Annotated in this window: 23 protein-coding genes; 8 read left to right on the forward strand and 15 right to left on the reverse strand. The window is 64.9% G+C overall.

The genetic code is table 11. The features are described from left to right. Positions 1 to 6: 6 nt before the first annotated feature. The gene (locus QX048_RS25660) at positions 7 to 1,227 is read right to left on the reverse strand and encodes an LL-diaminopimelate aminotransferase (RefSeq protein WP_315712121.1); all 1,221 of its coding nucleotides are present in this window, start codon (positions 1,225 to 1,227) and stop codon (positions 7 to 9) included. 233 nt (positions 1,228 to 1,460) lie between these two features. Continuing rightward, positions 1,461 to 1,649, reverse strand: coding sequence for a hypothetical protein (locus QX048_RS25665; protein ID WP_315712122.1), 189 nt, complete (start codon positions 1,647 to 1,649; stop codon positions 1,461 to 1,463). Between the two features lie 369 nt (positions 1,650 to 2,018). On the opposite strand from QX048_RS25665, the gene QX048_RS25670 reads away from it, so the two are divergent. Together QX048_RS25670 and QX048_RS25675 are read left to right on the forward strand one after the other, a co-directional pair. After that, on the forward strand, positions 2,019 to 3,824 hold the full coding sequence (locus tag QX048_RS25670) for a class I poly(R)-hydroxyalkanoic acid synthase (RefSeq protein WP_315826887.1): 1,806 nt from the start codon (positions 2,019 to 2,021) through the stop codon (positions 3,822 to 3,824). Between the two features lie 73 nt (positions 3,825 to 3,897). Then, positions 3,898 to 4,296 carry an MAPEG family protein gene (locus QX048_RS25675; RefSeq protein WP_315751659.1) on the forward strand — a complete coding sequence of 133 codons (399 nt, stop codon included), beginning with the start codon at positions 3,898 to 3,900 and terminating at the stop codon, positions 4,294 to 4,296. A gap of 9 nt (positions 4,297 to 4,305) precedes the next feature. On the opposite strand, the gene QX048_RS25680 is transcribed toward QX048_RS25675, so the two are convergent. From QX048_RS25680 to QX048_RS25725, 10 genes are all read right to left on the reverse strand, one after another. After that, positions 4,306 to 5,355, reverse strand: coding sequence for a LacI family DNA-binding transcriptional regulator (locus QX048_RS25680; protein WP_315712126.1), 1,050 nt, complete (start codon positions 5,353 to 5,355; stop codon positions 4,306 to 4,308). After that, the gene (locus tag QX048_RS25685; RefSeq protein ID WP_315712128.1) at positions 5,352 to 5,996 is read right to left on the reverse strand and encodes a ThuA domain-containing protein; all 645 of its coding nucleotides are present in this window, start codon (positions 5,994 to 5,996) and stop codon (positions 5,352 to 5,354) included. The genes QX048_RS25680 and QX048_RS25685 overlap by 4 nt, the downstream gene beginning before the upstream one ends. Positions 5,997 to 6,006: 10 nt before the next feature. After that, positions 6,007 to 7,104: a Gfo/Idh/MocA family oxidoreductase gene (locus QX048_RS25690; RefSeq protein ID WP_315826886.1), complete on the reverse strand. Its 1,098-nt coding sequence runs from the start codon at positions 7,102 to 7,104 to the stop codon at positions 6,007 to 6,009. A 22-nt stretch (positions 7,105 to 7,126) separates the two neighbouring features. Then, entirely contained in the window at positions 7,127 to 7,975 is an 849-nt protein-coding gene (locus QX048_RS25695; protein ID WP_315826885.1) for a carbohydrate ABC transporter permease, read from the reverse strand. Continuing rightward, entirely contained in the window at positions 7,968 to 8,909 is a 942-nt protein-coding gene (locus QX048_RS25700) for a sugar ABC transporter permease (RefSeq protein ID WP_315712132.1), read from the reverse strand. Before QX048_RS25700 ends, QX048_RS25695 begins: the two co-directional genes overlap by 8 nt. Position 8,910: 1 nt before the next feature. Next, positions 8,911 to 10,170 (reverse strand): extracellular solute-binding protein, encoded by a 1,260-nt coding sequence (locus QX048_RS25705; RefSeq protein ID WP_315826884.1) that lies wholly within the window; start codon positions 10,168 to 10,170, stop codon positions 8,911 to 8,913. 246 nt (positions 10,171 to 10,416) lie between these two features. Further along, positions 10,417 to 11,643, reverse strand: coding sequence for a threonine ammonia-lyase (locus tag QX048_RS25710; RefSeq protein WP_315751663.1), 1,227 nt, complete (start codon positions 11,641 to 11,643; stop codon positions 10,417 to 10,419). Positions 11,644 to 11,757: 114 nt separating this feature from the next. Continuing rightward, positions 11,758 to 12,750 (reverse strand): N-acetyl-gamma-glutamyl-phosphate reductase, encoded by a 993-nt coding sequence (gene argC / locus QX048_RS25715; protein WP_315712138.1) that lies wholly within the window; start codon positions 12,748 to 12,750, stop codon positions 11,758 to 11,760. A 10-nt stretch (positions 12,751 to 12,760) separates the two neighbouring features. Further along, complete coding sequence (locus QX048_RS25720) at positions 12,761 to 13,411, reverse strand: FMN-binding negative transcriptional regulator (protein WP_315712139.1); 651 nt, start codon at positions 13,409 to 13,411, stop codon at positions 12,761 to 12,763. Between the two features lie 245 nt (positions 13,412 to 13,656). Next, the gene (locus QX048_RS25725) at positions 13,657 to 14,187 is read right to left on the reverse strand and encodes a DedA family protein (RefSeq protein ID WP_315712141.1); all 531 of its coding nucleotides are present in this window, start codon (positions 14,185 to 14,187) and stop codon (positions 13,657 to 13,659) included. A 271-nt stretch (positions 14,188 to 14,458) separates the two neighbouring features. Between QX048_RS25725 and parE the strand changes: the two genes are divergently transcribed. From parE to QX048_RS25745, 4 genes are all read left to right on the forward strand, one after another. Then, positions 14,459 to 16,522, forward strand: a complete 2,064-nt coding sequence (parE, locus tag QX048_RS25730) for a DNA topoisomerase IV subunit B (protein ID WP_315826883.1) — start codon at positions 14,459 to 14,461, stop codon at positions 16,520 to 16,522. 238 nt (positions 16,523 to 16,760) lie between these two features. Continuing rightward, positions 16,761 to 17,537 carry an outer membrane beta-barrel protein gene (locus QX048_RS25735; RefSeq protein ID WP_315751666.1) on the forward strand — a complete coding sequence of 259 codons (777 nt, stop codon included), beginning with the start codon at positions 16,761 to 16,763 and terminating at the stop codon, positions 17,535 to 17,537. A 202-nt stretch (positions 17,538 to 17,739) separates the two neighbouring features. Beyond that, positions 17,740 to 17,925, forward strand: coding sequence for a hypothetical protein (locus QX048_RS25740; RefSeq protein ID WP_315712631.1), 186 nt, complete (start codon positions 17,740 to 17,742; stop codon positions 17,923 to 17,925). Positions 17,926 to 17,953: 28 nt separating this feature from the next. Continuing rightward, complete coding sequence (locus QX048_RS25745; protein WP_315826882.1) at positions 17,954 to 18,721, forward strand: glucose 1-dehydrogenase; 768 nt, start codon at positions 17,954 to 17,956, stop codon at positions 18,719 to 18,721. Positions 18,722 to 18,729: 8 nt separating this feature from the next. Here the strand turns inward: QX048_RS25745 and QX048_RS25750 are convergent, their stop codons facing one another. After that, positions 18,730 to 20,229, reverse strand: a complete 1,500-nt coding sequence (locus QX048_RS25750) for a caspase domain-containing protein (protein WP_409999246.1) — start codon at positions 20,227 to 20,229, stop codon at positions 18,730 to 18,732. A gap of 480 nt (positions 20,230 to 20,709) precedes the next feature. Between QX048_RS25750 and QX048_RS25755 the strand changes: the two genes are divergently transcribed. Further along, complete coding sequence (locus tag QX048_RS25755) at positions 20,710 to 22,167, forward strand: DEAD/DEAH box helicase (protein WP_315712146.1); 1,458 nt, start codon at positions 20,710 to 20,712, stop codon at positions 22,165 to 22,167. 329 nt (positions 22,168 to 22,496) lie between these two features. Then, a complete protein-coding gene (locus QX048_RS25760) occupies positions 22,497 to 23,564 on the forward strand; it encodes a GGDEF domain-containing protein (protein ID WP_315751668.1) in 1,068 nt (355 codons plus the stop codon). A 31-nt stretch (positions 23,565 to 23,595) separates the two neighbouring features. Here the strand turns inward: QX048_RS25760 and QX048_RS25765 are convergent, their stop codons facing one another. Together QX048_RS25765 and QX048_RS25770 are read right to left on the reverse strand one after the other, a co-directional pair. Beyond that, the gene (locus QX048_RS25765; protein ID WP_315826943.1) at positions 23,596 to 24,153 is read right to left on the reverse strand and encodes a TfoX/Sxy family protein; all 558 of its coding nucleotides are present in this window, start codon (positions 24,151 to 24,153) and stop codon (positions 23,596 to 23,598) included. A gap of 117 nt (positions 24,154 to 24,270) precedes the next feature. Next, a complete protein-coding gene (locus QX048_RS25770) occupies positions 24,271 to 24,672 on the reverse strand; it encodes an iron-sulfur cluster assembly accessory protein (protein WP_315712149.1) in 402 nt (133 codons plus the stop codon). Between the last annotated feature and the right edge of the window lie 25 nt (positions 24,673 to 24,697).

A 24,697-nucleotide genomic window follows, 5' to 3' on the forward strand; every position in this document is an offset into this window, starting at 1 on the left:
GAGTTCTCAGCGCCGGTTGGCGATGGGAACGACGTTGTGCAACGTTTCGATCCCGCTTTCAAGGAAGCGGCGGACGCCGCGCGCGGCCTGCCGGATGCGCTGCTCGTTCTCGACCATCGCGATGCGGACATAGCCTTCGCCATGCTCGCCGAAGCCGACGCCCGGCGACACCGCGACGCCGGACTTCTCGACCATGAGCGTCGCGAACTGCATGCTGCCGAGGCTCTTGAACTTCTCTGGCAAAGGCGCCCAGGCGAACATCGACGCCTCAGGCGACGGAATCTCCCAGCCGGCCCGGCCGAACGCCTCGACCAGCGTGTCGCGGCGCTTGCGGTAGACGTCGCGCATCTCGCGAATGCAGTCGTCGGGACCGTTCAGGGCAGCCGTGGCCGCGACCTGCACCGGCGTGAACGCGCCGTAGTCGAGATAGGATTTCACGCGCGCGAGCGCCGCGATGATGCGCTCGTTGCCGACGGCAAAGCCCATGCGCCAACCGGCCATCGAATAGGTCTTCGACATCGAGGTGAACTCGACCGCGACATCCATCGCGCCAGGCACCTGCAGCACCGACGGCGGCGGGTTCTTGTCGTCGAAATACACCTCGGCATAAGCGAGGTCCGACAGGATCAGGATCTCGTGCTTCTTCGCGAATGCGACGAGGTCGCGATAGAAGTCGAGGCTCGCGACATAGGCGGTCGGGTTGCTCGGATAGCAGACGATCAGCGCAAGCGGCTTCGGGATGGAATGAATGATCGCGCGCTCGGCCGCCTCGAAGAACTGCGGCGTCGGCTCGGACGGCACCGACCGGATCACGCCGCCCGCCATCAGGAAGCCGAAGGCATGGATCGGATAGCTCGGATTCGGGCAGAGAATGACGTCGCCCGGCGCGGTGATCGCCTGCGCGACGTTGGCAAAGCCTTCCTTGGAGCCGAGCGTCGCCACGATCTGGGTGTCGGGATTGAGCTTCACCCCGAAACGGCGATCGTAATAGGCTGCCTGCGCCCGGCGCAGTCCGACGATGCCGCGCGAGGCCGAATAGCGGTCGGTCCGCGGCTTGCCCAGGGTCTCTCTGAGCTTCTCCAGCACGTGCGGCGGCGCCGGCAGATCCGGATTGCCCATGCCGAGATCGATGATGTCGGCCCCGGCGTTCCGCGCGGCCGCCTTGGCCCGGTTGACTTGCTCGAACACGTAAGGCGGCAGACGGCGGATGCGATAGAAATCTTCCATGGGTCTCTCGGCTCCGGCAACCGGGGGCGGATTCGCCAGCAGAGCTGGCGCTGCGGCGGCGCACGCCATGCCTTGAAACCGGTGCTGGATCAGGAGCTTAGCACGGGCTCGCGGCTTGGCTGGCAACGACACGCGGAGGTGTTGATTCTGGTTGTTTTATCATGGCCGCCGCGCCGCGCCAGACAATTACGCCGCTCCGGGCGGCCGATCGCCCAGCCCTTGTCCCTGGCCGATCATTTGGGCCTGGTGCTGGTGCCCGCCGAGGCTTGGCGGTCGCGCGCCGCGAGCAGCTCCTTTTCGATCTTGTCGCGCTCCTGCGGCGAGATGATCGGCGCATCGCGGTCGCGCGGCACGTCGTTGACGGGCAGATACCCGCCCGGCTCCTTGGGCCGGGCGATCGCATCCGCGTCGAGCGAAGGCATGTCCGCTATTGGACTGGAGCACCCGGCAAGCGCGAGCGCGCCGAACACAACGAGCCCCGCAACAGGGGCGCGCCGTCCCGAACTCCAGCCTCGCCCCTGCGTCCCCACGCGCACGTCCCTCAGCCCCCAACTTCCAGTCGACGGTCCCCGGCCCGACCGCAGCGCGGCGCATTTTGCCGCAGCACAACCAATTGTCACTCGAAACGTGACCGGCTTGAACAGGAATTTCATCCAGCTACGTGATCATGATGTCGGAAGCGAGAGATTTTTTCGCAACGCAACAATCAGAAATCGAATTTGCCGCAAACTCGCGGATTATTGATCTCGCTCGGTGACGAAACGGTCCCGACGCGATAGTGTGATCCAGCCATGACCGACGTTCAGAACAGCAGCAATCCAGAAAAAACATTCGATGCGGAAGCGTTCGCGATGAACATCGCGAAAGCCATGGAAAGCAGCGGCAAGGCGCTCTCGGCCTACCTGAAGCCGCGCGAGACGGGCGAAGTTCAGGACCGGCCACCGACCGAATTGACCGAAGTCGTCAAATCCTTCACCGCCGTCGCCGACTACTGGCTGTCGGACAAGGATCGCGCCAGCGACATCCAGACCAAGATCGCCAAGGGCTATCTCGATTTGTGGGGCTCGGCCGCGCGCCGTCTCGCCGGCGAAGACGCCCCCCCGGCCATTTCGCCCTCCCCGCGCGACAAGCGCTTCGCCGATCCGGAATGGAAGTCGAACCAGTTCTTCGATTTCGTGATGCAGGCCTATCTGCTGACGACGCAGTGGGCGCAGGACCTTGTCCACAATGCCGAGGGCCTCGATCCGCACACGCGCAAGAAGGCCGAGTTCTACGTCAACCAGATCACCAATGCGCTGGCGCCCTCGAATTTCGTCCTGACCAATCCGGAGGTGCTGCGGCAGACGGTAGCGTCGAGCGGCGATAATCTTGTGCGTGGCATGCAGATGCTCGCGGAGGACATCGAGGCCGGCAAGGGCTCGCTGAAGATCCGCCAATCCGACCCGGCCAATCTCGAGGTCGGCGTCAACATGGCGACGACGCCGGGCAAGGTGATCTTCCAGAACGAGATGATGCAGTTGATCCAGTACGCGCCGTCGACGGAGAACGTGCTGCGCACGCCGCTGCTGATCGTGCCGCCCTGGATCAACAAGTTCTACATCCTCGATCTGCGCCCCGAGAAATCCTTCATCAAATGGTGCGTCGATCAGGGCCTCACGGTGTTCGTGATCTCCTGGGTCAATCCCGACAAGAAGCTCGGGACCAAGACCTGGGAAGACTACATGAAGGAAGGTCCGCTCACCGCGATGGATGTCATCGAGAAGGTGACGGGTGAGATGAAGGTGCACACGCTCGGCTATTGCGTCGGCGGCACCATGCTCGCGACCACGCTGGCCTGGCTCGCCGACAAGCGCCGCCAGCGCGTGACCTCGGCGACCTTCCTCGCCGCACAGGTCGACTTCACCCATGCCGGCGATCTGCTGGTGTTCGTCGACGAAACCCAGATCTCGGCGCTGGAGCGCGACATGCAGGCTTCGGGCGTGCTCGAGGGCAGCAAGATGGCGATGGCCTTCAACATGCTGCGCTCGAACGACCTGATCTGGTCCTATGTCGTCAACAACTACCTGAAGGGCCAGCCGCCGCAGGCATTCGACCTGCTGCACTGGAACTCGGACGCCACGCGGATGTCGGCGGCGAACCATTCCTACTACCTGCGCAACTGCTATCTGGAGAACCGGCTGACGCAGGGCACGATGGTGCTGGACAACACGCTGCTGGATCTCTCCAAGGTGAAGGTGCCGGTCTACAACCTCGCCACCCGCGAGGACCACATCGCGCCGGCCGACTCCGTGCTGTACGGATCGCAATTTTTCGGCGGTCCGGTGAAGTACGTGCTTTCGGGCTCGGGCCACATCGCCGGCGTCGTCAATCCGCCCTCCTCCGGCAAGTATCAGTACTGGACCAATGACCAGATCCACGACATCTCGCTGAAGGACTGGATGAAGGGCGCGCAGGAGCACAAGGGCTCGTGGTGGCCGGACTGGCGCGAATGGCTGAGCCAGCTCGATCCGGAAGAGGTTCCCGCGCGCGGCGTCGGCAGCGAGGCCTATCCACCGCTCGAGGATGCGCCGGGCTCCTATGTCCGCGTCCGCGCATAGCGCGATCCGCCGCGATTGACTATAAACGCTCCGTCCCGCCGGGACGGGACGGGAATCAGTTGAGGGGATCTCGATGACGCGCGAACTGTTCTGGCTGACGCTCACGGTCATTCTGACCGGCCTGCTGTGGGTTCCCTACATCCTGAACCGCTGCCAGGTCCGCGGCCTGACGGGCGCGATGGCCAACCCTTCCCGCAACGACAAGCCGCACGCGCCGTGGGCGACCCGGCTGATGTTCGCGCACGACAACGCGGTCGAGAACCTCGTGATCTTCGCGCCGCTGGTGCTGATCCTCAACGCGATCGACTATTCGACCAAATGGACCGTGCTCGCCTGCGCCGTCTATTTCTGGTCGCGCGTCGCCCACGTCATCGTCTACGCGATCGGCCTGCCCGTATTTCGCACCCTTGCGTTCGTCGTCGGCTTCATCGCCCAGGCCGTCCTGGCGCTCGCGATCTTCGGCTGGCTCTAGGCCTGTCGGCTAGGGAAGATTGTCCCGCAGGAAGATGTCGATGCGGATGCGCTCCTGATCGGGGCTGATCGGCTCGCCCGAGCAATGCGCGAGCAGGACCCGCGCAGCCGAGCGCGCCTCGTGGCCGGGATCCTGGTTGATGATGGCGTCGCACGTGCCGCGGACCAGGAACCGCCTGGTGTGCTGGGTCAGCTCATGGGTGATCCAGACCACCTCCCGGGCGCGGCCGGATGCCTCGAGGGCATCGGCGATGCCACGGTTGCCGGCGCCACAACAGTAGATGCCGCGCAGATCCGGATGGCGCGCGAGCAGCGCGGCGGTCAGCTCCCGCGTGCGCTCGCTCTCATCGCGGCCTTCGATGGCCGGAAGCGCGAGCAGGTTCGGGTACTCGCTGGACAGGATCTGGTGAAAGCCGAATTGCCGCTCGGCGTGATCGCGCAGCGACAATGATCCCGCGATCACGGCAACCGTCCCCTCGCGACCGCCGAGATAGCGCCCCATCAGCGTGGCCGCCGTCCGCCCCGCGGCAGGGTTGTCGATGCCGACGTAGTGCAGGCGGCGCGAGCTCGGGGCGTCCGAGACCAGGGTCACCACCGCGACGCCGCGCGCGGTGAGTTCGTCGATCGCGGCGCGCACTCTGGGGTGATCCAGCGCGATGACCGCAACGCCCTGATAGGCCGGCGACAGGTTCTCCAGCGCACCGGCCAGCACGTCAGGATCGAACACGTCGACGTGGAGGATATCGATGAAGCCGCGCTGGCCGGCCAGCCACTCTGCCGTGCGCTGGACCTGCTCGGTCAGGATGGTCATGAAGCTGTTGCCACCGGTCGGCAGCACGAAGGCAAAGCGGAAGCTCTGGCCGCGCGCGAGCCGTGCCGCTGCGACGTCGGCGCGATAACCCAGCTTGGCAACAGCGGCCTCCACCCGGGCAACGGTCTTGGCACGCACGCCCTCGCGCCGGTTGATGACGCGGTCGACGGTGGCGAGCGACACGCCCGCCGTCCGCGCGACGTCCTCCAGCGTGGCCCGGACCGGTAACGGGTTCGCGTCAGCCGTCACTCGCGCGCCGCCCATAGCATGCCGCGGGTCATCAACGTCCGGATCTCCGGCACGTCGAGCTCGTAGGCACGGTGGCCGAGGGAGGAATAGAACACCCTGCCCGCGCCGTAACGCTTCTTCCAGACCACCGGCATCACCACCCCCTCGATCCACGGGGCGTGCTCTCCGGTGAAGGTCGTGGTCGCCAACACCTCGTTGGCCGGATCGACGTGCATGTAATACTGCTCTGAACGGTGCTCGAAACTTGTCAGGCCCTTCATGATGGGATCGTCCGGCCTGGTCAAGTCGACCCGATAGTCGATGATGTTGCCGGGATGGGCGACCCATTGCCCGCCGCACAGGAACTGGTAGTCGACCGAATCGCGGAAGGCATCGCACATGCCGCCATGATGGCCGGCGAGCCCGACGCCGCTGCGCACCGCCGCGCAGAGGTTGAGCGCTTCCGCCTTCTCGATCTTGGACATCGTGTAGATCGGGATGATCAGCGACAGATCGTGGATCGCAGGATCTGCGAACGCGGCCGTCGTGGTCTCGATCCGCACCTCGAAGCCTTCCGCCTTGAGCCAGCCGCGGATCATCGAGGCACAGAGATCGGGGTCATGTCCTGGCCAGCCGCCCCATACAATCATTGCCTTGCGCATGTCTCTGTCCTCAGTCGATCTGTCCGGTGTCGCGTCCAACAGGCAACATCGCCGGCCGCTCCACGCGGCTCTCGATCTTGACCCGCCGCCCTTCGCTTGCGGAGGTCTGGAACGCCTCCATGACCTCCAGCACGTGGAAGGCGAGCGCACCGCTGGCCCGATGCGGCCGGTCGTTCAGGATCGCGGTCGCCATATCGGCCACGCCGATGGAGCGGAACTCGCCGTCGACGTGACCATGCGTCAACGGCATCGTCTGCCAGTCCCCGCCGGTCTTGGCGATCTGGACCTCGCCGCCGAAGCGGTTCGGGTCCGGCACCAGCATGCTGCCCTCGGCGCCATAGATCTCGATGGGCGCGTGCCGGTGCTTCGGAACGTCGAAACTCATGGTGACCGAGACCACCGCCCCGCTCTCGAACTCGAGCGTGCCCGCGACGTGGGTCGCGACCTCGACCGGGATCAGCGTGCCGTTCATCGGCTGGCTGGTGACCAGGCGTTCGGATCTTGGGCGCGCGGTCGAGCCCATCACGCTCGCGACCGGGCCAAGCAACTGCACCAGATCGGTGATGTAGTACGGGCCCATGTCGAGCATCGGGCCGCCGCCGCGCAGGTAATAGAAGCCCGGCGCCGGATGCCAGCGCTCATGGCCGGGACAGCCGAAGAACGCGCTGCCCGCGACAGGCGTGCCGATCGCGCCGTCGTCGATCAGCTTGCGCGCGGTCTGGTGGCCGCCGCCGAGGAACGTGTCGGGCGCGCAGCCGGCCCGCAGGTTCTTCTGCGCGGCAAGCTCGATCACCTTGCGGGCTTCCGCGACGTCGATTCCGAGCGGCTTCTCGGAATGAACGTGCTTGCCGGCATTTAGCACGGCGAGACTGACGTCGGTATGGGCGAGCGGCACGGTGAGATTGATGACGATCTCGACGTCATCGCGCTTCAGCAATTGATCGACCCGCATCGCCGGCAGGCCGAAGGCTGCGCCCTGTCGCTCGGCTGCGTCGCTGCGCATGTCGGCGAGCGCCTTGATGTCCAGAACGGGGAAGCGCTGGGCCGCCTTCAGATAGGCGGTGCTGATGTTGCCGCAGCCGATGATGCCGATGCCGACTTTTCTCATTGGGGTCTCCGTGAGGTCCCGTTCATCCCTTGACCGCGCCCGACGTCAGGCCGGCAACGATGTGCTTCTGCGCCAGGAGGAAGAGGATGATCGTTGGCAGGATGGTCAGGGTGATGAAGGCGAGGATCAGGTGCCACTCGGACGAATACTCGCCCTGATAGACCATGATGCCGAGCGGCCATGGATACAGCGCATCGGTGTTGAGCATCACCAGCGGCAGCAGATAGGCGTTCCAGCTGTTGACGAAGGTAATGGTGCCGACCGTCGCCAGGATCGGGCGCGACAATGGCAACGTCACGTAGCGGAAGAATTTGATATAGCTGCAGCCGTCGACCAGCGCGGCCTCGAGCAGCTCGTAGGGGATGTCCTTGAAGAAGCGGCGCAGCAGCAGCACGCTCATGGCGAGGCTGAAGGCGACCTGCGGCAGCGCGACGCCGAAATAGGTGTCGAGCAGCCCGAGATCGCGCACCTTGATGAACAGCGGCAACACCGCGGTCGCCGCCGGAAACAGCAGGCCGAGCGTCAAATAGCTCAGCAGCATCGAGCTGCCGTAGAATCGGACATGGGCAAAGGTGAAGGCCGCCATCGACGCGACGATGAGAGTCAGAACGACCGTCAGCGTGGAGATGATCAGCGAATTGCGCAGGAGCTGCCAGTAGCGCCCGGAGAACAGGATATCGGCATAGTTCTGCCACGCCCAGTGCTGCGGCAGGCCGAACGGATTCACGCGCAATTCCCCGAGCGACTTGAAGCCACCGAGCAGCGTCGCAAGCAGCGGCACCAGCACGAAGATGGCGACGATCGCGAGGAACACCGTCTTGAACAGCACGGCGGGATCGAATGGTGCCCGGAACGTCTCCACCTTATTCATCGCGCATGAACCATCGCTTGTAGGTGAAGGCAAAGGTCACGCAGATCACGAACAGGATGACGCCGATGGCGCTGCCATAGCCGACCCGCATCCGGGAGATGCCGTTGTTGTAGAGAAAGCTCACCATTGTATTCGAGGAGTCGGCGGGCCCTCCGCGCGTCAGCGGCATCACCAGGTCGAACAGCTGCAGCGAGCCGACGATGGCGAAGAACACCGAGAGCCGAATCGTCGGGTAGAGCAAGGGAATGACGATGTGGCGCAGGCTCTGCGACCGCGTCGCACCGTCGATCCGGGCGGCCTCGATCAGGCTCTTGTCGATGCTCTGCAGCGCGGCGATGAACAGCATCATGTGGAAGCCGAAATACTTCCAGACGATCACGATCAGCACCGCCAGCATCGCCGTGTCGGTCGAGGCCAGCAGATGCGGCGGCTCGGCGCCGAAGCTGCGCCAGATCGACGCGACCAGGCCGTAATCGCCGTCATAGACGAAGCTGAAGATCAGCCCGGTCGCGATCTCGGCGAGGATATAGGGCATGAAGAACAGCATGCGCAGTGCCACCGCGCCGCGGAACCGCTCCGCGAGCATCAGGGCCAGCGTCAGAGCCAGCGGCAACTGGACACACAGCGAGACCGCAATGATCAGGCCGTTGTTGCGCAGCGCGAGCCAGAACGCGCGCGTCTCCAGCACGAAACGATAGTTGTCAAAGCCGATCCAATGGGTCGGCCTGCCGAACCCATTCCAGTTGAAGCCCGAGTACCAGGCGGCCTCGCCGATCGGCAGCACCACGAAGAGCGTGAACAGCAGCAGCGCCGGCGGCAGGAACAGGATCAGGACGGTGAAGCGGCCGTCCCAGCTCGGGCCGCCCACCGCGCGCGTGGAGAGCGATGCCGGCGATACACCCATCGCCGGCGAACTCGCGATCGGACGTGCCACGTCAGTTGCCCTGCTTCCGCGCTGCCTCGATCGCCTTGGCCGCCTCCTGCGGACTCATGCTGCCGCCGGCGATCTCCGCGGAGACATCGTTGACGACGTGACCGACGGAGGGGCCGAGGCTCTGGTCATAGAAGTTCTGGTGATAGTTCGATTTGGCCAGATTGGACGCGATCAGCTTCATGAAGGAATTGTTGAGGCCGGCGTCCGCGCCCTGCACCACCGGGATGATGAAATTTCCCGCCGCCAACCGTGTCTGGACGTCCTTGGAGATGAAGTACTTCAGGAAATCGACGGCTTCCTTGGGCGAGCCCTTGGTGACCAACCAGCCGGTGATGCCGCCGAGCGTATCCGTCGGCGCGCCCTTGCCGCCTTGCACGACCGGAAAATCGAACCAGCAGATCTTGTCTTCGCTCAAGCCGACCTTGTCGGCGGCGAGCGCCCGCTGCAGATTGTAGACGGAGCTGATCGCGAGCGTCATCGCCGCCTTGCCATCGCCGAAATATCCGACGGCCTGCGGGTTCTTGAAGCCAAGAAAGCCATTCTGGAATGGCTGGAGATCGACGAGCTGCTTGAACAGCTCGCCTGATTTGACGAAGGTGTCGCCGGCAAAGCCGCCATTCTCGCCGCGCAGCGCCGCGTCGAATGCCGGCTTGCCGCCGATCCGCACCGCAAGATGCGTCCAGTAGAAATGCAGCGGCCATTTGTCGGCGCCGCCGACCACGATCGGGGTCACGCCGGCCGCCTTCAACGTCTTCACGGCGCTCAGCAGATCGTCCCAGCTCTTGATCGCCGTGGGATCGACCTTGGCCTTGGCCATCAGCTCCTTGTTGCAGACGAAGCCGACCTGCGACAGCGAGATCGGAAGGCCGTAGACGTGGCCGCCATCGGTGAATGCCGCGAGCGCCGCCGGAGTCACGCTGTCGCTGTAGCCTTTCACCTGCTCGGTGATGTCCTCGAGCACGCCAGCCTCGATCTGCGCCTTCAGGACACCGCCCGCCCAGCTGTAGATGATGTTCGGCCGGTCCTTGGACTGCAGGATGGTCGGCAGCTTGGCCTTGTAGGCCTCGTTCTCGAGGAACTGCATCTCGATCTTGACGCCCGGATGCGACGCCTCATAGGCGCGGGCCACCTCCTCCCAGATCTTCACCTGGGCTGGATTGACCTCGATATGCAGCCATTTCACGGTGGTATCGGCGCTCGCGACGGTGGCCCAGAGCAGGCATGCGGCAGCGGCGAGTCCCAGCTTCGCGAGCAGTCTCATCACAATCCTCCCAACCGTCTTCTTTGTTGCGGTAATCCTGTCCTCATTTTTTGAGGTGCGCAACTGAAATTCTGACAGAGCAAACCTCAAACGTGTTCGCATTTGCGAACAGCTTCACGAGTAGACAGAGAGATTGCTAATTGGGCTGAGCAAGACTCGGCGGGCAGCCGCACGCGCCTTTCGCCTGGAAAAGGCGGAGCGGGCGTCTGCCGCACCGCGAAGGATATGCTGGAGATCGCCTGACGCTCAGGTGCAGCGCGCCTTGAAATTTGCGGCGACAAGCTTCGCCATCACGTCGTTGAGATGCGCCTGGTCGCGCGTCTCGATCACCAGCTCGAGCAGGGTCGCCTTGGCCGGCAGGTCCGAGAACGTTCGCTGATGCGACACCTCGATGATGTTGGCGCCGGCATCGGCGAGCAGCGTCGACACGGCAGCGAGTTGTCCGGGACGATCGACGATGTCGATCGACAGCTGCGTCAGCCGCCCCTCGCGAGCGAGCTCGCGGGTGAGCACCGAGGCGATCAGTCGGGTGTCGATGTTGCCGCCGCTCAGCACCAGGCCGACATTGCGGCCGGCAAACTGCGCGGGATGCGCGAGCACTGCGGCGAGACCGACGGCGCCGGCGCCTTCGACCACTGTCTTCTCGATCGAGATCAGCGTGGCGAGCGCACGCTCGATCTGCGCCTCGTTGACCAGCAGGATATCGTCGACGAGATGGCGGATGATCTCGGTCGTGATCCGGCCCGGCGATTTCACCGCGATGCCCTCGGCGAGCGTGTCGCCGCGCATCGGCAGCTGACTGCTGCGTATGGCGTTGTACATCGACGGATAGAGTTCGGCCTGAACGCCGACGATGCGCAAGCCCGGCTTGATCGCGCGCGCCGCGACCGCCATGCCGGAGATCAGCCCGCCGCCGCCGATCGGCACCACGAGCGTATCGAGCTCGGGGACCACCGCGAGCATCTCCAGCGCCACCGTGCCCTGCCCTGCGATGATCAGTGGATCGTCGTAAGGATGGATCATGGTCATGCCGTGCGCCGCGCCGTGCTCCCTGGCGAACGCGCCCGCCTCCTCCAAGGTGGCGCCGGAAATCACGACCTCGGCGCCGTGCCGCTTGGTGTTCTCCACCTTCACCATCGGCGTGCCCACCGGCATCACGATGGTCGCGGGAATGCCGAGACGCCGCGCGTTATACGCGACGCCCTGCGCGTGGTTGCCGGCCGACATCGCGATCACGCCGCGTTCGCGCTGCTCGGCGGACAGCGCATTCAGCCGGTTCAGCGCGCCGCGCTCCTTGAACGACGACGTGAACTGCAGGTTCTCGAATTTCAGCCAGACGTTGCAGCCGCAGATCTCGCCGAGCGTCCGGCTCTGGTTGCAGGCCGTCGCGAGCACGGCGCCACCGATGGTCTCGGCGGCGGCCCGCACATCGTTGGCGGTGACGGGCAGCGCGTTCAGATCAGTGGCGGTCATGGGTCTGCCCATCCCTCAGCGTGCGTCATTGCACGCGATGCCGGCGGCGCGCCGACCTCGCATGATGTTGCCGATCGTGCCGGCGCGTCTGCGGCCGGACGATCCAGATCGGTCTCAGCTCCCGAGATCGGGCAGTCCGAGCATCAGCCGCATGTTCTGCACGGCCGCGCCCGAGGCGCCCTTGCCGAGATTGTCGAGCCGCGCCACCAGCACCGCCTGGTGATGCTGGTCGCTGGCGAAGACGTAGAGCTCGAGCTTGTTCGTCTCGTTCAGCGCCTCCGGCTCGAGCCGGCCGCTCTTGGCCGCCGCGCCATCGAGCGGCATCACCGAGACGTATTTGCTGCCGGCATAATGCTTCGTCAGGGCCGCCTGCAGGTCCGAGCCTGACGGCTTGCCCGGCAGTGTGTCGAGTTGCAGCGGCACGGAGACCAGCATGCCCTGCCGGTAGTTGCCGACGGAGGGAATGAAGATCGGCCGCCGGGTCAGCCGCGAATAGAGCTGCAGCTCAGGCAGATGCTTGTGCTCGAGGCCGAGACCGTACAGCTCGAAGTTCGGCGCGGTGCCATTCTCAAAGGCCGCGATCATCGTCTTGCCGCCGCCGGAATAGCCGCTCACCGCGTTCACCGTGACCGGATAGTCCTGCGGCATCAGTCGGGCATCGACCAGCGGCCGCAGCAGCGCGATGCCGCCGGTGGGATAACAGCCGGGATTGGAGACCTTGCGCGCATTCCGGATCTTGTCGGCCTGGTCGGCGGCGAGCTCGGGAAAGCCATAGGCCCAGTCCGGCGCGACCCGGTATGCGGTCGACGCGTCCAGCACCTTCGGCGCAGAGCTGCCCATGCCGTCGATCAGCGCCACCGTCTCCTTGGCCGCATCGTCCGGCAGGCAAAGGATGACGAGATCGACCTCGGCCATCAGCGCCCGCTTGGCCGCCGGATCCTTGCGCTTGTCCTCGGCGATCGTCTTCACGACGATGTCCGGCTGGTGCCGGAGACGCTCGGCGATTCCCAGGCCGGTCGTTCCCGAGCCGCCGTCGACGAACACGGCGCGTGTCGCAGTCCCGGAGGCGGCGTGAGCTTTCGGCACGTTGCTGTCGATCACGGTCATGACACGCTCCTTAGGTCTGGGTTTCGCCGGCAAAGGCCTGGGGCCGCGCCTGCCGCATGAGAGAGGAAATCTGTTGCGAGCCGATGTCGGGCTGCTCGCCGAGCCTCGTCGCGATCGTCGCGTAGTCGGCCTCGGACTTGTGCTGGTTGAGCTTGAAGCTGCCTTCGACCTGGTCGATCGTCATGACGATGCCCACAATCGCCTTGCGCATCGCCTCGAGGCGTCCCGCCGTCATCTTGTCCGAGGTCCAGGGCTTCTTCGGCAGCAGCCGCTGCTCGAACTTCGCACTGACCTCATCCGTCTGCCGCGCGAGCTCGGCCTCCGACAAGATCCGCGCCGTACCGGTCAGATGCACGGCCTGATAGAGCCAGGTCGGCACCTGGTCGGGCGACACATACCAATCGGCGGAGACGTAAGCATCGGCGCCGCTGACGGCCAACAGCCAGGGCGTCGTACCGTCGGCGATCCTTGCCAGCGGATTGCCGCGCGCGACATGGAAGAACGCCTGCGGCGTGCCATCGTTCAAGGCGCCCAGGTGAAACGGTACCGGTGACGCGATCGGCTTTGTGCCGTCCCACGCGCAGACCATGCCGAAGCCGCGCGCGTCAGCGAAGCCGAGGCTCGCGGCGCGATCGGGCTTGAAGGGCGGTGGCGTGTACATCGGAAACTCCTGCTGGACGAAGGAGCCGCCTGATCAATCGCGCTGCAAGGAGAAAGTCTGCCGCGGGATCGGATCCGGCGGCAGGGGCTGTGATCTAGACGCAGATCATCGCCCGTACCGCGGAGGTACGACGGCGCATTTCGGCGATCATGTGGGTCGCTGCGTTGATCATGGGGGCAGGCCTATAAGGCTGCCGGGTTCCTGCGTCAAGCTCGCAAGTCGGCCCGGCGCGTTCAGGGCTGGCGTCAGACCGCATGCCACAGCCATTCCATGATGCGCCCGATGATGTCGCCGAACAGCAGCAGCACCGCCGACCACACCAGCGCCGACACGAAGTTGGCGATCTGGAACACCATGTAGGGCATCTCGAAAATGCCCGCCGCCAGCGGCACCGATGCGCGCAACGGGCCAAAGAACCGGCCGATGAAGATGCTCGGCACGCCCCAATCGCGCACGAAGGCCTCGCCGCGCGGCAGCAGCTCCGGGTAGCGCGACAGCGGCCACATCTGGGCGACGCGGTCCTTGTAGCGGTAGCCGAACCAGTAGGAGACCCAGTCGCCGAGCGCGGCGCCGATGCCCCCGGCCAGCCATATCGGCCAGAAGCTGATCCCGGTGGCGCCGATCAGGGCGCCGATCGCGACCAGGGCGCCCCAGGCGGGAATCAGGAGCGAGACGAAGGCCAGGGACTCGCCAAAGGCAAGCAGCAGGACGATCGGAGCAGCCCAGGCCTGATGGTCGCGCACGAAGTCGGCAACCGCGCGGCCAAAATCTTCCATCTGCTCGACGCCTTTCTGCTCCGCGGCGCTTAAGTGCTTGAAGGCCTTCGCGGTTCCATGGCGCAGACTGGTACGCCACCGAACCCGCCCACTTCAAGTCACAACAACCGGCTGAACCGCGTGAACAGCGGCGATCCAGCGTTCGGAACCGGCCAAGACGTGGCGGGCCGGTGAACGTCGTTGTTTCCCGGGGTCATTGTTTTATGCCGGTCCATGGCATAGTCAGGCCCAACGATTCGTTCCATCTTGCGCACACGCAACATCAGATTCCATGGGTAAGCCGTTGAAATCAGCTGCAAAAGCCAAGGCCAAGGGCGTCACGGACCCGTTGGCGGCGTTCGCCGCCAAGGGCAAGGCTCCGGCCAAGCCAGCCGCCCGCTCGGTGGGTGCCGAGGGCGATTACACTGCCCGTGACATCGAGGTCCTCGAGGGCCTGGAGCCGGTGCGGCGCCGCCCCGGCATGTATATCGGCGGCACCGACGAAAAGGCGCTGCACCACCTGTTCGCCGAGGTCATCGACAACTCGATGGACGAGGCGCTGGCCGGCCACGCCACCTTCATCGAGGTCGAGCTCGACGCCGAAGGCTTCCTCACCGTGACCGACAACGGCCGCGGCATTCCTATCGATCCCCATCCCAAATTTCCGAAGAAGTCGGCGCTCGAGATCATCATGTGCACGCTGCACGCGGGCGGCAAGTTCGATTCCAAGGTCTACGAGACCTCGGGCGGCCTGCACGGCGTCGGCATCTCCGTGGTGAACGCGCTGTCGACCCGGCTCGAGGTCGAGGTCGCCCGCAACCAGAAGCTCTACCGCATGGTGTTCGAACGCGGACATCCCAAGGGCAAGCTCGAGGAGGTCGGCAAGGTCGCCAACCGGCGCGGCACACGGGTGCGTTTCCAACCCGACCCGACCATCTTCGGCGCCAAGGCGACGTTCAAGCCGCAGCGCCTGTTCAAGATGGCGCGCTCGAAAGCCTATCTGTTCGGCGGCGTCGAGATCCGCTGGAAGTGCGATCCGTCGCTGCTGAAGGGCATCGAGGACGTCCAGGCCGAGGCGACGTTCCATTTCCCCGGCGGTCTGAAGGACTACCTGGCCGCAGCGATCCATGCCGACACGCTGGTCCATCCGGATATCTTCGCCGGCAAGTCGGGCCGCACCGGTGGCCATGGCGGCTGCGAATGGGCGGTCGCCTGGACCGCCGATGCCGACGGCTTCCTGTCCTCCTACTGCAACACGATTCCGACGCCGGACGGCGGCACGCACGAATCCGGCATCCGCAGCGCGCTTCTGCGCGGCCTGAAGGACCACGCCGAGCGCGTCGGCCAGGGCAAGCGATCGGCCAACATCACCTCCGAGGACATCATGGCGGGCGCCGCCATCATGCTCTCGGTGTTCGTGCGCGAGCCGGAATTCCAGGGCCAGACCAAGGACCGCCTCGCCACGGCAGAGGCCCAGCGCATCGTCGAGCAGGCCGTCAAGGACCCGTTCGACCACTGGCTGTCCGGCAATCCGGTGCAGGCCAACCGGCTGCTCGATTTCGTCATCGAGCGCGCCGAGGAACGCATCCGCCGCCGGCAGGAGAAGGAGACGGCGCGCAAGACCGCGACCAAGAAGCTGCGTCTGCCGGGCAAGCTCGCCGACTGCACCGACGCCGGCACCGAAGGCTCCGAGCTGTTCATCGTCGAGGGCGATTCGGCCGGCGGCAGCGCCAAGCAGGCGCGCGACCGCAAGAAGCAAGCGGTGCTGCCGCTGCGCGGCAAGATCCTCAACGTCGCCTCCGCCGGCAAGGACAAGCTGACCGCCAACGCCCAGCTCGCCGATCTCGTGATGGCGATCGGCGCCGGCACCGGCACGTCGTATCGCGAGGAGGATCTGCGCTACCAGCGCATCATCATCATGACCGATGCCGACGTCGACGGCGCCCACATCGCCTCGCTGCTGATCACCTTCTTCTACCGGCAGATGCGGCCGCTGATCGACGAGGGGCATCTCTACCTCGCCGTGCCGCCGCTCTACCGGCTCACCCATGGCAGCAAGACGTTCTATGCGCGCGACGATGCCCATCGGGACGAGCTCCTGAAGCGCGAGTTCAATGCCAACGCCAAGGTCGAGATCGGCCGCTTCAAAGGTCTCGGCGAGATGATGCCGGCCCAGCTCAAGGAAACCACCATGGATCCGGCCAAGCGCACCCTGCTGCGCGTGGTTCTGCTGGCCGAGGATCGCGACGGCACCGCCGACTCGGTCGAGCGGCTGATGGGGACCAAGGCAGAGGCCCGCTTCGCCTTCATTTCGGAAAAGGCCGAATTCGCCAGCGACGAGCTGCTCGACGTCTAGCTTTTGACCCGATTTCACGCCTCGATTGCAGGTTCCATTCGCTCGCGCGAGCCTGCAATCGACCTTTCCAATCAGAGGGTTACGAGAATCCCGAGCATCCCGCAGCGCACTTTCCCCTCCGGTGTGCTCAACCTGCAACAGCTTTTGGGCACCAATCGGCTATAGTTCGGGCACATCTGGCGAGGGAATCGCCGCCGCAACCCAGCACCTGCGACATGACGATCTTGGGGAATTGAATATGAAAAAGCTTTTGCTTGCTGCCACTGCGCTGGTTGCGATCACGGGTGCCGCTTCGGCTGCTGATCTGGCAGCTCGCCCCTACGTGAAGGCTCCGATGATGCCGGTGGCGCCGAGCTGGACCGGCTTCTACATCTTCGGTGGTGCCGGCGGCGGCATCTGGGATGCCGACTCGCACACCAACTTCAACGGCGTGCCGGTGACGATCGATCAGCGCGTCGGTGGCGACGGCTGGTTCGGCACCGTCGGCGCCGGCTACGACTGGCAGTTCAATCCGTCCTGGGTCTTCGGCGTGTTCGCCGATGGTCAGTTCGGCAGCATGCGCGGCACCGTGCAGGATCAGATTGCGCCGGCCCTCACTGGCCGCATCAAGATGCAGGATGCCTGGGCCGCGGGCGCTCGCATTGGCTATTTGGTTGCTCCGAATGTCCTGTCGTACGTCAATGCCGGTTACTCCGGATCGCATTGGTCGGGCACTGGTCTGACCACCCTCACCGGTGCTGCCTCGGGCTTGCATACCGACTCGTTCAACCGGAACGGCTGGTTCGTCGGCGGCGGCGTCGAGAACAACCTGAACATCTTCGGCATCTCGGCGCCGGGCTGGTTCATGAAGACCGAATATCGCGCGGCCTATTACGACCGCAAGGACATTGCCGTCCGCTTCGATGGCACCAATGCTCTGAGCACGGACTCCGTCAGCTTCAAGCCGTGGGTGCAGACCATCAGCACCTCGCTGGTCTACCGCTTCAACTGGACCGGCCCGGTCGTCAAGTACTGAGCCGAACGCACTCGGTCTTTCAATAATTCTGCGAAAAGCCCCGGTTGATCCGGGGCTTTTTGTTTTTGGCTCGGATATTGGCGGCTGGAGCCGCTGGTCATCTGCCGCGCCGGCCGCTAGCCTCCTCGTCACAAAACTTCACAAAAAAGACGGCAGCAGCGTTTCCGATGCTGTGACGCGGTCGACGAGGGAGGAAGTGGCCATGCGGAAATTCCTGATGATCGGCGGCCTGCTTCTGCTTGCCATCGGCCTGCTCTGGGTCGGTCAGGGCACCGGGGTGGTGGCATGGCCGCGGACGAGCTTCATGATCAACCAGCTGCAGTGGGCAGGTTACGGCGTCGGCATGGGTGCGCTCGGCCTGGTGATGATCTGGCAGGGCACCTGCTGATCTCTGACAACAACAATGGAGACACTGCATGGCGGGCCGTTTCGACCTGAGGGGCAAGGTTGCGATCGTGACGGGCGGCAACGGCGGAATTGGCCTGGGGATGGCACGCGGGCTTGCCGATGCAGGCGCCGACATCGCCGTGGTCGGCCGCAACGAAGCCAAGTCGCAGGCGGCAGTTGCCGATCTGGCGGCGCGCGGCGTCAACGCCATCGCCGTCACGGCCGACGTCAGCGACAAGGACGACGTCGCCGCCATGGTCGCGCGCGTGATCGGCGAGCTCGGTCGCATCGACATCCTCATCAACAATGCCGGCATGAGCATCCGCAAGCCGCCGCACGTGCTCGAGCTGGAGGAGTGGCAGCAGGTGATCGACACCAATCTCACCAGCGCGTTCCTGTGCTCGAAGGCCGCCTACCCGGCCCTCAAGGCGAACGGCGGCGGCAAGATCATCAACATCGGCTCGATGCTGTCGATCTTCGGCGCCAGCTTCGCGCCGGCCTATGCGGCCAGCAAGGGCGGCATCGTGCAGTACACGCGCGCCTGTGCCTGCGCCTGGGCGCCCGACAACGTCCAGGTCAACGCGATCTTGCCAGGCTGGATCGACACCGACCTGACGCGCGTGGCGCGCAGCCAGATCGACGGCCTGCACGACCGCGTGCTGGCGCGTACGCCGGCTGCACGGTGGGGCGACATCGACGACTTCGCCGGCATCGCGACGTTCCTGAGCTCGCCGGCCTCGGACTTCGTCACCGGCACAGCCATTCCCGTCGATGGTGGCTATTCGATCATGGCCTAGCCGAGGCCTCAGCGTCGAAAGCTCTTGATCTCGGAGACGCTGCCGTCGCGATAGGTCAACTCCACCGAGACGAACTTCGTCGCTGGCGGCAGCTTCAAATAGGGCGTGGCGTTGGAGGGAATCGCAATGGGATCGCGCATGTCGCAGCCGGGCATGTTGAGGACCTTGTCCGGCACCGCCGTGTCGATGCCGATGCGGACCTCGCGGATGGCGCAGCGATACGACATCAGGTGCGTGTAGTAGACCAGGAGACCGTTGAACTCGCGGAACGACAGCCAGCTCGTCGCGGTCATGTCGAGGATCTTGCGCTGGTCATGCACCAGCGCGGCCTCCGGCTCGAAGCGGATCGGGAACGGTCCCTGCATCTCGCCCGATGCATCGACATAGCGGACCTGGATGGTGCCCGCGGGCGCATCCGACGGCAGCTGGATCGAGGGATTGGGCATGCGCTTGCGCGTGCGCGGATCGAGCACGTCCATGAAGCCGGTCTCGCGAAACTCTCCTGCCTCACCCATGCGCCAGGAAATGCCGAGCGTCGGATCGGCGATCGAGAAGGTGACGGTCCAGCCGCCATTGTGGCGCGAGAACATCGCAATCGGTGCGTTCAGGCTCTCGTTCGCCGGCGGAATGCGCGGCGCCGAGACGGGAGGCAGCGCCGCGAGCTTCTGCTGCGGCTCGGCCGGCTTGTCGGTTGCAGCCGGCCCCTTCGCCATGCCGTTGAGAAAGACATCGTCGACCATCTGGTCGAAATAGACCGGAATCTGCTTGTGCCGCACGGTCTCGGCGAGCTCGCTGACCAGCCGGCGGGTGCGTTGCGCCACCTGCACCAGATTGACGCCGGGCTGCGTCAGCTCCTTGGCGAAGGTGCGCGTGAACACCGAGTTTGGATTGACGTCATCGTTGGAGAGCCGGTCGAGCGCGGTCTGGCGCGGACCGGCCGAGAACACTGAGAATACGCCTTCCGGCAACTGCGTCATCGGCGCCAGGCCACCCCCGCCCGCCACCGCGCGCGTGCCCGAGCGCTCGAACGGATTGTTGCGGCAGGCGTCGAACACCAGGATCGAGGTGCGCGCCTTCTTGTTCTGCAGCCGCTCGATGACGCGGTCCGCGAGGATCGAGGCGTCGCGTACCAGCTCTTCCTGGCCTTCGGTGGCCGCGGGCACGTCGGTCGGCAACAGGAAGTTCTGACCGGCGATTTCGAAGCCGTGACCGGCATAGAAGAAGAACGCGGTGTCGCCCGGCTCGACGGCGTTGTCGAACGCCAGCAGTGTCTGGCTGAACTGCTGGCGATTGAGATTCTCCGCGACCATGACATTGAAGCCGAGTTGTTTCAGCGTGTCGCCCATCGTCCGCGCGTCGTTGACGGCCTTCTGCAGCTTCGGCACGAAGCGGTAGTCGTTGTTGCCGATCACGAGCGCAACGCGCTTCTCGGCACGCGCGGCGGCCGGCGCCAGAACCACTGCCAGCATCGCCAGCCCGCACGCCAGCCACGTCCGCATCGATCTCATCGTTCGTCCCTGCCCTCATCGCGTGGGCTGCCGCCCTCGGATAGTCGACGGCACCGCGCCACCGGTTCATGCCCGGCGGCACACGCGGCTGCTCCCCTGCCGAACACACGCCGCAATTCCGTCGACAATTCGACCAGAGCGCTTTCCGCGACCGGCCGTAGGAAGCTTCGGAGCACCCGAATACGACAGCTCGACGACAGGTTGCCTGCAAATAATGCAAAAACATTAAGCTTTTTCGGTACTTCGCTCCCCTCTTCCATTGACTTTGCAGAATTCGCCCCTATCTTCCGCAACAGCGCGGCCGGATCGCATCCGATTCCTGAGAGATTGACCGCGGGTCGGCGTTAGTCAGAAAACCCCCAGCTTCGTTAGAGCATGCCGTTTCGGGGTTGAGCGCGACCACAGCCTTTTACCCTCGATTCCTAACGGCGGCGTCGAATAGAGGCCCCGTCGCCTATCGGCGCGTGACATAGAGGCTCGATGTCTTTTTCCAATCTCGGCTTGTCCGACAAGGTGTTGGCTGCAGTTGCGGCCACTGGTTACACCACCCCGACCCCCATTCAGGAACAGGCGATTCCTCATGTGCTGGCGCGCCGCGACGTGCTCGGCATCGCCCAGACCGGCACCGGCAAGACCGCCGCTTTCGTCCTGCCGATGCTCACGATCCTCGAGAAGGGCCGTGCCCGCGCCCGAATGCCGCGCACCCTGATCCTGGAGCCGACCCGTGAGTTGGCCGCCCAGGTCAAAGAGAACTTCGATCGCTACGGCGCCGGACAGAAGCTCAACGTCGCCCTGTTGATCGGCGGCGTCTCCTTCGGCGACCAGGACGCCAAGCTGACCCGCGGGGTCGACGTGCTGATCGCCACGCCAGGCCGACTGCTCGATCATACGGAACGCGGCGGATTGCTGCTCACGGGCGTGGAGCTCCTGGTCATCGACGAAGCCGACCGCATGCTCGACATGGGTTTCATCCCCGACATCGAGCGCATCTGCAAGCTCGTCCCCTTCACCCGCCAGACCCTGTTCTTCACCGCGACCATGCCGCCGGAAATCCGGCGCATCACCGAAACCTTCCTGCACAACCCGCAGAAGGTCGAGGTCTCCAAGCCGGCCACGACCGCCGTCACCGTGACCCAGTTGCAGGTCCCATCCGGACGCGAGGCGCATCAGAAGCGCGAGGTGCTGCGCAGGCTGTTGCGGAACGCCAAGGATCTCAACAACGCGATCATCTTCTGCAACCGCAAGCGCGACGTCGCCATCGTTCACAAGTCGCTGCAGAAGCACGGCTTCAGTGTTGGCGCCCTGCACGGCGACATGGACCAGTCGGCCCGCACCGCGGCGCTCGATCAATTCCGCAAGGGCGAACTGCCCTTGCTCGTCGCCTCCGACGTCGCCGCACGCGGCCTCGACATTCCCGAAGTCAGCCACGTCTTCAATTTCGACGTGCCGCATCATTCCGACGACTACGTTCACCGCATTGGCCGTACCGGCCGCGCCGGACGGACCGGCACGGCAATCTCGATCGTGGCCCCGGCCGACCAGAAGTCGATGGTCGCCATCGAGAAGCTGATCGGACAGGGCATTCCGACGATCGAGGGTGACTACGAAGTGCAGGAGTCCTCGGGCGACGAGGATACGCGTGAGCGACGTCCGCGTGACGCCGCGCGTCGCGGCAGCCGCGGCAAGGCCCGGGAGCGCGATGCGGCCCCGCGCGAGCGTGATCCAGCCCCGCGGGAGCGCGAGCCGCGCGCGGCAGCTCCGCGCGCCGCACAGGCAAATTCTCCGCGGCCTGCGCCGAGCGCTCGCAAGGAACAGCCTCGCAACGAACAGCCTCGCAATGAAGCGCGGCGGCCGCGGCGCGACCACGACAACGAGCCCGCCGATCACTCACATCTGCCCGCCTTCCTGCTTCGCCCGGTGCGGGCACCGCTTCCCTGAGCGCGGGCACAAGATTCCGGGCTGCCCCCCATGTGGTCGCCCGGAACATCAGCCGCTGCATTCGTAGACCTGACTTAAGTCGACAGCGCTGAGCTCTCGGCGAGGCGTGCGTCGAGCGAACAGTTCCAGCCCGCGTCAGCAGTTTCCGGCAGCATCCTATGTAGCTCATTGAACATATGAGCTGCCGTTCCCGTATCCACGGCGCGGCGCATCCGGGACTCTACGGCCGTATTTACCCCTGGTTCACAAACGTCCTTTAGCTTGGCCGGCATTGTTTATTTCATTGCTGTGACGACGACGGCGACGCGGGCGATTGGGGGGAACCTGTGGTGGTCAATGCGCTTGACGAACACGAACGCACGATAGGCTTCGCCGAAGTCGCGCTCAGCCAGATCAGAACGCTCCGCCATTCGGCCAATCCGCGCAATTACGAGGTCTGGTACGTCTACGCGACGGGCTACAACGCACCGCTGAACGAGATCATCAACGAGACGCTTTCGCGCAACGGCAAGCTGTCGCAGTCCGATCTCGATCAGCTCTACGACTCCTACCTCGCGCAGCTCAAGACGTCGGATCGCATCGACAAGGTCGGCGCGCGCGTCGTCGGCGAGATCGACGACCTGGTGAACATGCTCACCGATGCTCTCGGCAGGACGGCGAGCTACGATGCGAGCCTCGCGGGCGCCGATCAACGACTCGCGTCGGCCACCAGCCGCGAGCAACTGGTCGACATCATCGAGGCGCTGGCCCATTCGACCAAGCAGATGCGCGAAACCAACCGGATCCTCGAAGAGCGGCTGACGCTGTCCAAGGACGAGATCAGCGGGCTGCAGCACAGCCTGGAGGTAATTCGGGCCGAGAGCCTGACCGATCCCCTCACCGGCCTCGGCAATCGCAAATATTTCGACCGGATGATCGAGACGACGGTGCAGTCGGGGCTCGCGACCGAGCAGCCGCTGTCGCTGTTGATGTTCGACATCGACCACTTCAAGTCCTTCAACGATTCCTACGGACATCTCACCGGAGACCAGGTACTGCGCCTGGTCGGGATGACCCTGAAGCACGCCATCAAGGGCCAGGATATCGCAGCGCGCTACGGCGGCGAGGAGTTCGCCGTCGTGCTGCCCAACACCTCGCTACAGCACGCGCTGACGGTGGCCGATCACATCCGCCGCGCCGTCACGGCAAAGGAGCTCAAGAAGAAATCGACGGGAGAGATTCTCGGACGTGTGACCATCTCGGTCGGCGTATCCGTGCTGCGGGCCGGCGATGACACCGACGCCCTGATCGAGCGCGCGGACGCCTGCCTCTATGCCGCCAAGCGCAACGGCCGCAACAAGGTGGTATGCGAGAACGATCCCGAATACGCGACGACGACGCGAGGTCAGGTCGCCTGACGGCAAGGTCGCCAGCGACGCATATGGAGCATCAGCGTGCTCGCGACGATGCTGCGCGCGACGTCTGCCGGCCCCGCGCCACTGTCGCGCTGCGTGTTTTGCGACCGGCGGGACCCTTGTCTGCGCTCTTGTCAACGCTCTTGGCCACCTTTCCCGTCTTGGCCGGCTTGGTCTTTTTCACTGCCGGCCTGGTTGGTCCAGGCTTCGCCCCACCCCGGGTCGGGACCAGTCTGTTGCCCCGCGCCGCCCGCTTCTTGCTGGTCCGCTTGCTCAAGGCCGCCCTCTGGGCCGCTGCGAATGCATCTCTCGCCCAGACCGCGAACTCGTCGGTGTCATCGAACAGATGTGCCGGCACCTGCCAATACGACCGCACCGTCATGGTCCGCGCGCGGGTCTCGTAGGAAAACGGCTTGGATCCGGCCTCCTCGAATCTGGCAAAGCTGGTTTCGTCAGCACGGAGATAAAGGCCGCTGCGCAGCGCGAGCGCGAAGTTGATGCCGTCGGCGGAGATGCCGAAGCCGGAGAACATCCGCCGGATCGTGACCGGACCGAAGCCGGCGAACAGATCGATCAGGAATTCGCGGTCCATCGCGCCAGCTCCCGCCAACACCCCACTTGCTCGCCCGGAGTTTTCGGTCGGGAAGGTGGCGCGTGTCAATGTCCGGAACGTGACAGCTCCGGAGCCGCACTGGCTGGAAGCGGACGATCAGACCTCGGCCGGCTTGAGCTGCACCGACTCGCCGCAGCCGCAGGCACTGATCTGGTTCGGATTGTTGAAGACGAACTGGGCCTGCATCTTGTCAGCCTGATAGTCCATCTCGGTGCCGAGCAGAAACAGCACGGCCTTGGGATCGACCAGGATCTTGACGCCCTTGTCCTCGACGACCTCGTCGGTCGGCCGGATATCATGGGCATACTCGACCGTGTAGGACTGACCGGCGCAGCCGCCATTCTTGACACCGACACGCAATCCGATGATCTCGGACTCGGCGCGATCGGTGAGCTCACGGATGCGCTTGGCCGCCGCATCGGTGAGCCGCATCACCTGCGGGCGGGGCCGCGGCTTGGGCTTGGCAACAGGCGCTGTCGAATTCGTCGTGCTGGTCATGGCGTCATCCCGGCGGGGTATGTGA

The sequence above is a fragment of the Bradyrhizobium sp. SZCCHNS30572 genome (genome assembly GCF_032484415.1).
Classification (GTDB): Bacteria; Pseudomonadota; Alphaproteobacteria; order Rhizobiales; family Xanthobacteraceae; genus Bradyrhizobium.

Coding starts and splice junctions, on each gene's coding strand:
- QX048_RS25660 (WP_315712121.1), bottom strand. CDS start 1,227: ATGGAAGATTTCTATCGCATCCGCCGTCTGCCGCCTTACGTGTTCGAG.
- QX048_RS25665 (WP_315712122.1), bottom strand. CDS start 1,649: ATGCCTTCGCTCGACGCGGATGCGATCGCCCGGCCCAAGGAGCCGGGC.
- QX048_RS25670 (WP_315826887.1), top strand. CDS start 2,019: ATGACCGACGTTCAGAACAGCAGCAATCCAGAAAAAACATTCGATGCG.
- QX048_RS25675 (WP_315751659.1), top strand. CDS start 3,898: ATGACGCGCGAACTGTTCTGGCTGACGCTCACGGTCATTCTGACCGGC.
- QX048_RS25685 (WP_315712128.1), bottom strand. CDS start 5,996: ATGCGCAAGGCAATGATTGTATGGGGCGGCTGGCCAGGACATGACCCC.
- QX048_RS25690 (WP_315826886.1), bottom strand. CDS start 7,104: ATGAGAAAAGTCGGCATCGGCATCATCGGCTGCGGCAACATCAGCACC.
- QX048_RS25695 (WP_315826885.1), bottom strand. CDS start 7,975: ATGAATAAGGTGGAGACGTTCCGGGCACCATTCGATCCCGCCGTGCTG.
- QX048_RS25705 (WP_315826884.1), bottom strand. CDS start 10,170: ATGAGACTGCTCGCGAAGCTGGGACTCGCCGCTGCCGCATGCCTGCTC.
- QX048_RS25710 (WP_315751663.1), bottom strand. CDS start 11,643: ATGACCGCCACTGATCTGAACGCGCTGCCCGTCACCGCCAACGATGTG.
- argC (WP_315712138.1), bottom strand. CDS start 12,750: ATGACCGTGATCGACAGCAACGTGCCGAAAGCTCACGCCGCCTCCGGG.
- QX048_RS25720 (WP_315712139.1), bottom strand. CDS start 13,411: ATGTACACGCCACCGCCCTTCAAGCCCGATCGCGCCGCGAGCCTCGGC.
- QX048_RS25725 (WP_315712141.1), bottom strand. CDS start 14,187: ATGGAAGATTTTGGCCGCGCGGTTGCCGACTTCGTGCGCGACCATCAG.
- parE (WP_315826883.1), top strand. CDS start 14,459: ATGGGTAAGCCGTTGAAATCAGCTGCAAAAGCCAAGGCCAAGGGCGTC.
- QX048_RS25735 (WP_315751666.1), top strand. CDS start 16,761: ATGAAAAAGCTTTTGCTTGCTGCCACTGCGCTGGTTGCGATCACGGGT.
- QX048_RS25740 (WP_315712631.1), top strand. CDS start 17,740: ATGCGGAAATTCCTGATGATCGGCGGCCTGCTTCTGCTTGCCATCGGC.
- QX048_RS25745 (WP_315826882.1), top strand. CDS start 17,954: ATGGCGGGCCGTTTCGACCTGAGGGGCAAGGTTGCGATCGTGACGGGC.
- QX048_RS25750 (WP_409999246.1), bottom strand. CDS start 20,229: ATGAGATCGATGCGGACGTGGCTGGCGTGCGGGCTGGCGATGCTGGCA.
- QX048_RS25755 (WP_315712146.1), top strand. CDS start 20,710: ATGTCTTTTTCCAATCTCGGCTTGTCCGACAAGGTGTTGGCTGCAGTT.
- QX048_RS25765 (WP_315826943.1), bottom strand. CDS start 24,153: ATGGACCGCGAATTCCTGATCGATCTGTTCGCCGGCTTCGGTCCGGTC.
- QX048_RS25770 (WP_315712149.1), bottom strand. CDS start 24,672: ATGACCAGCACGACGAATTCGACAGCGCCTGTTGCCAAGCCCAAGCCG.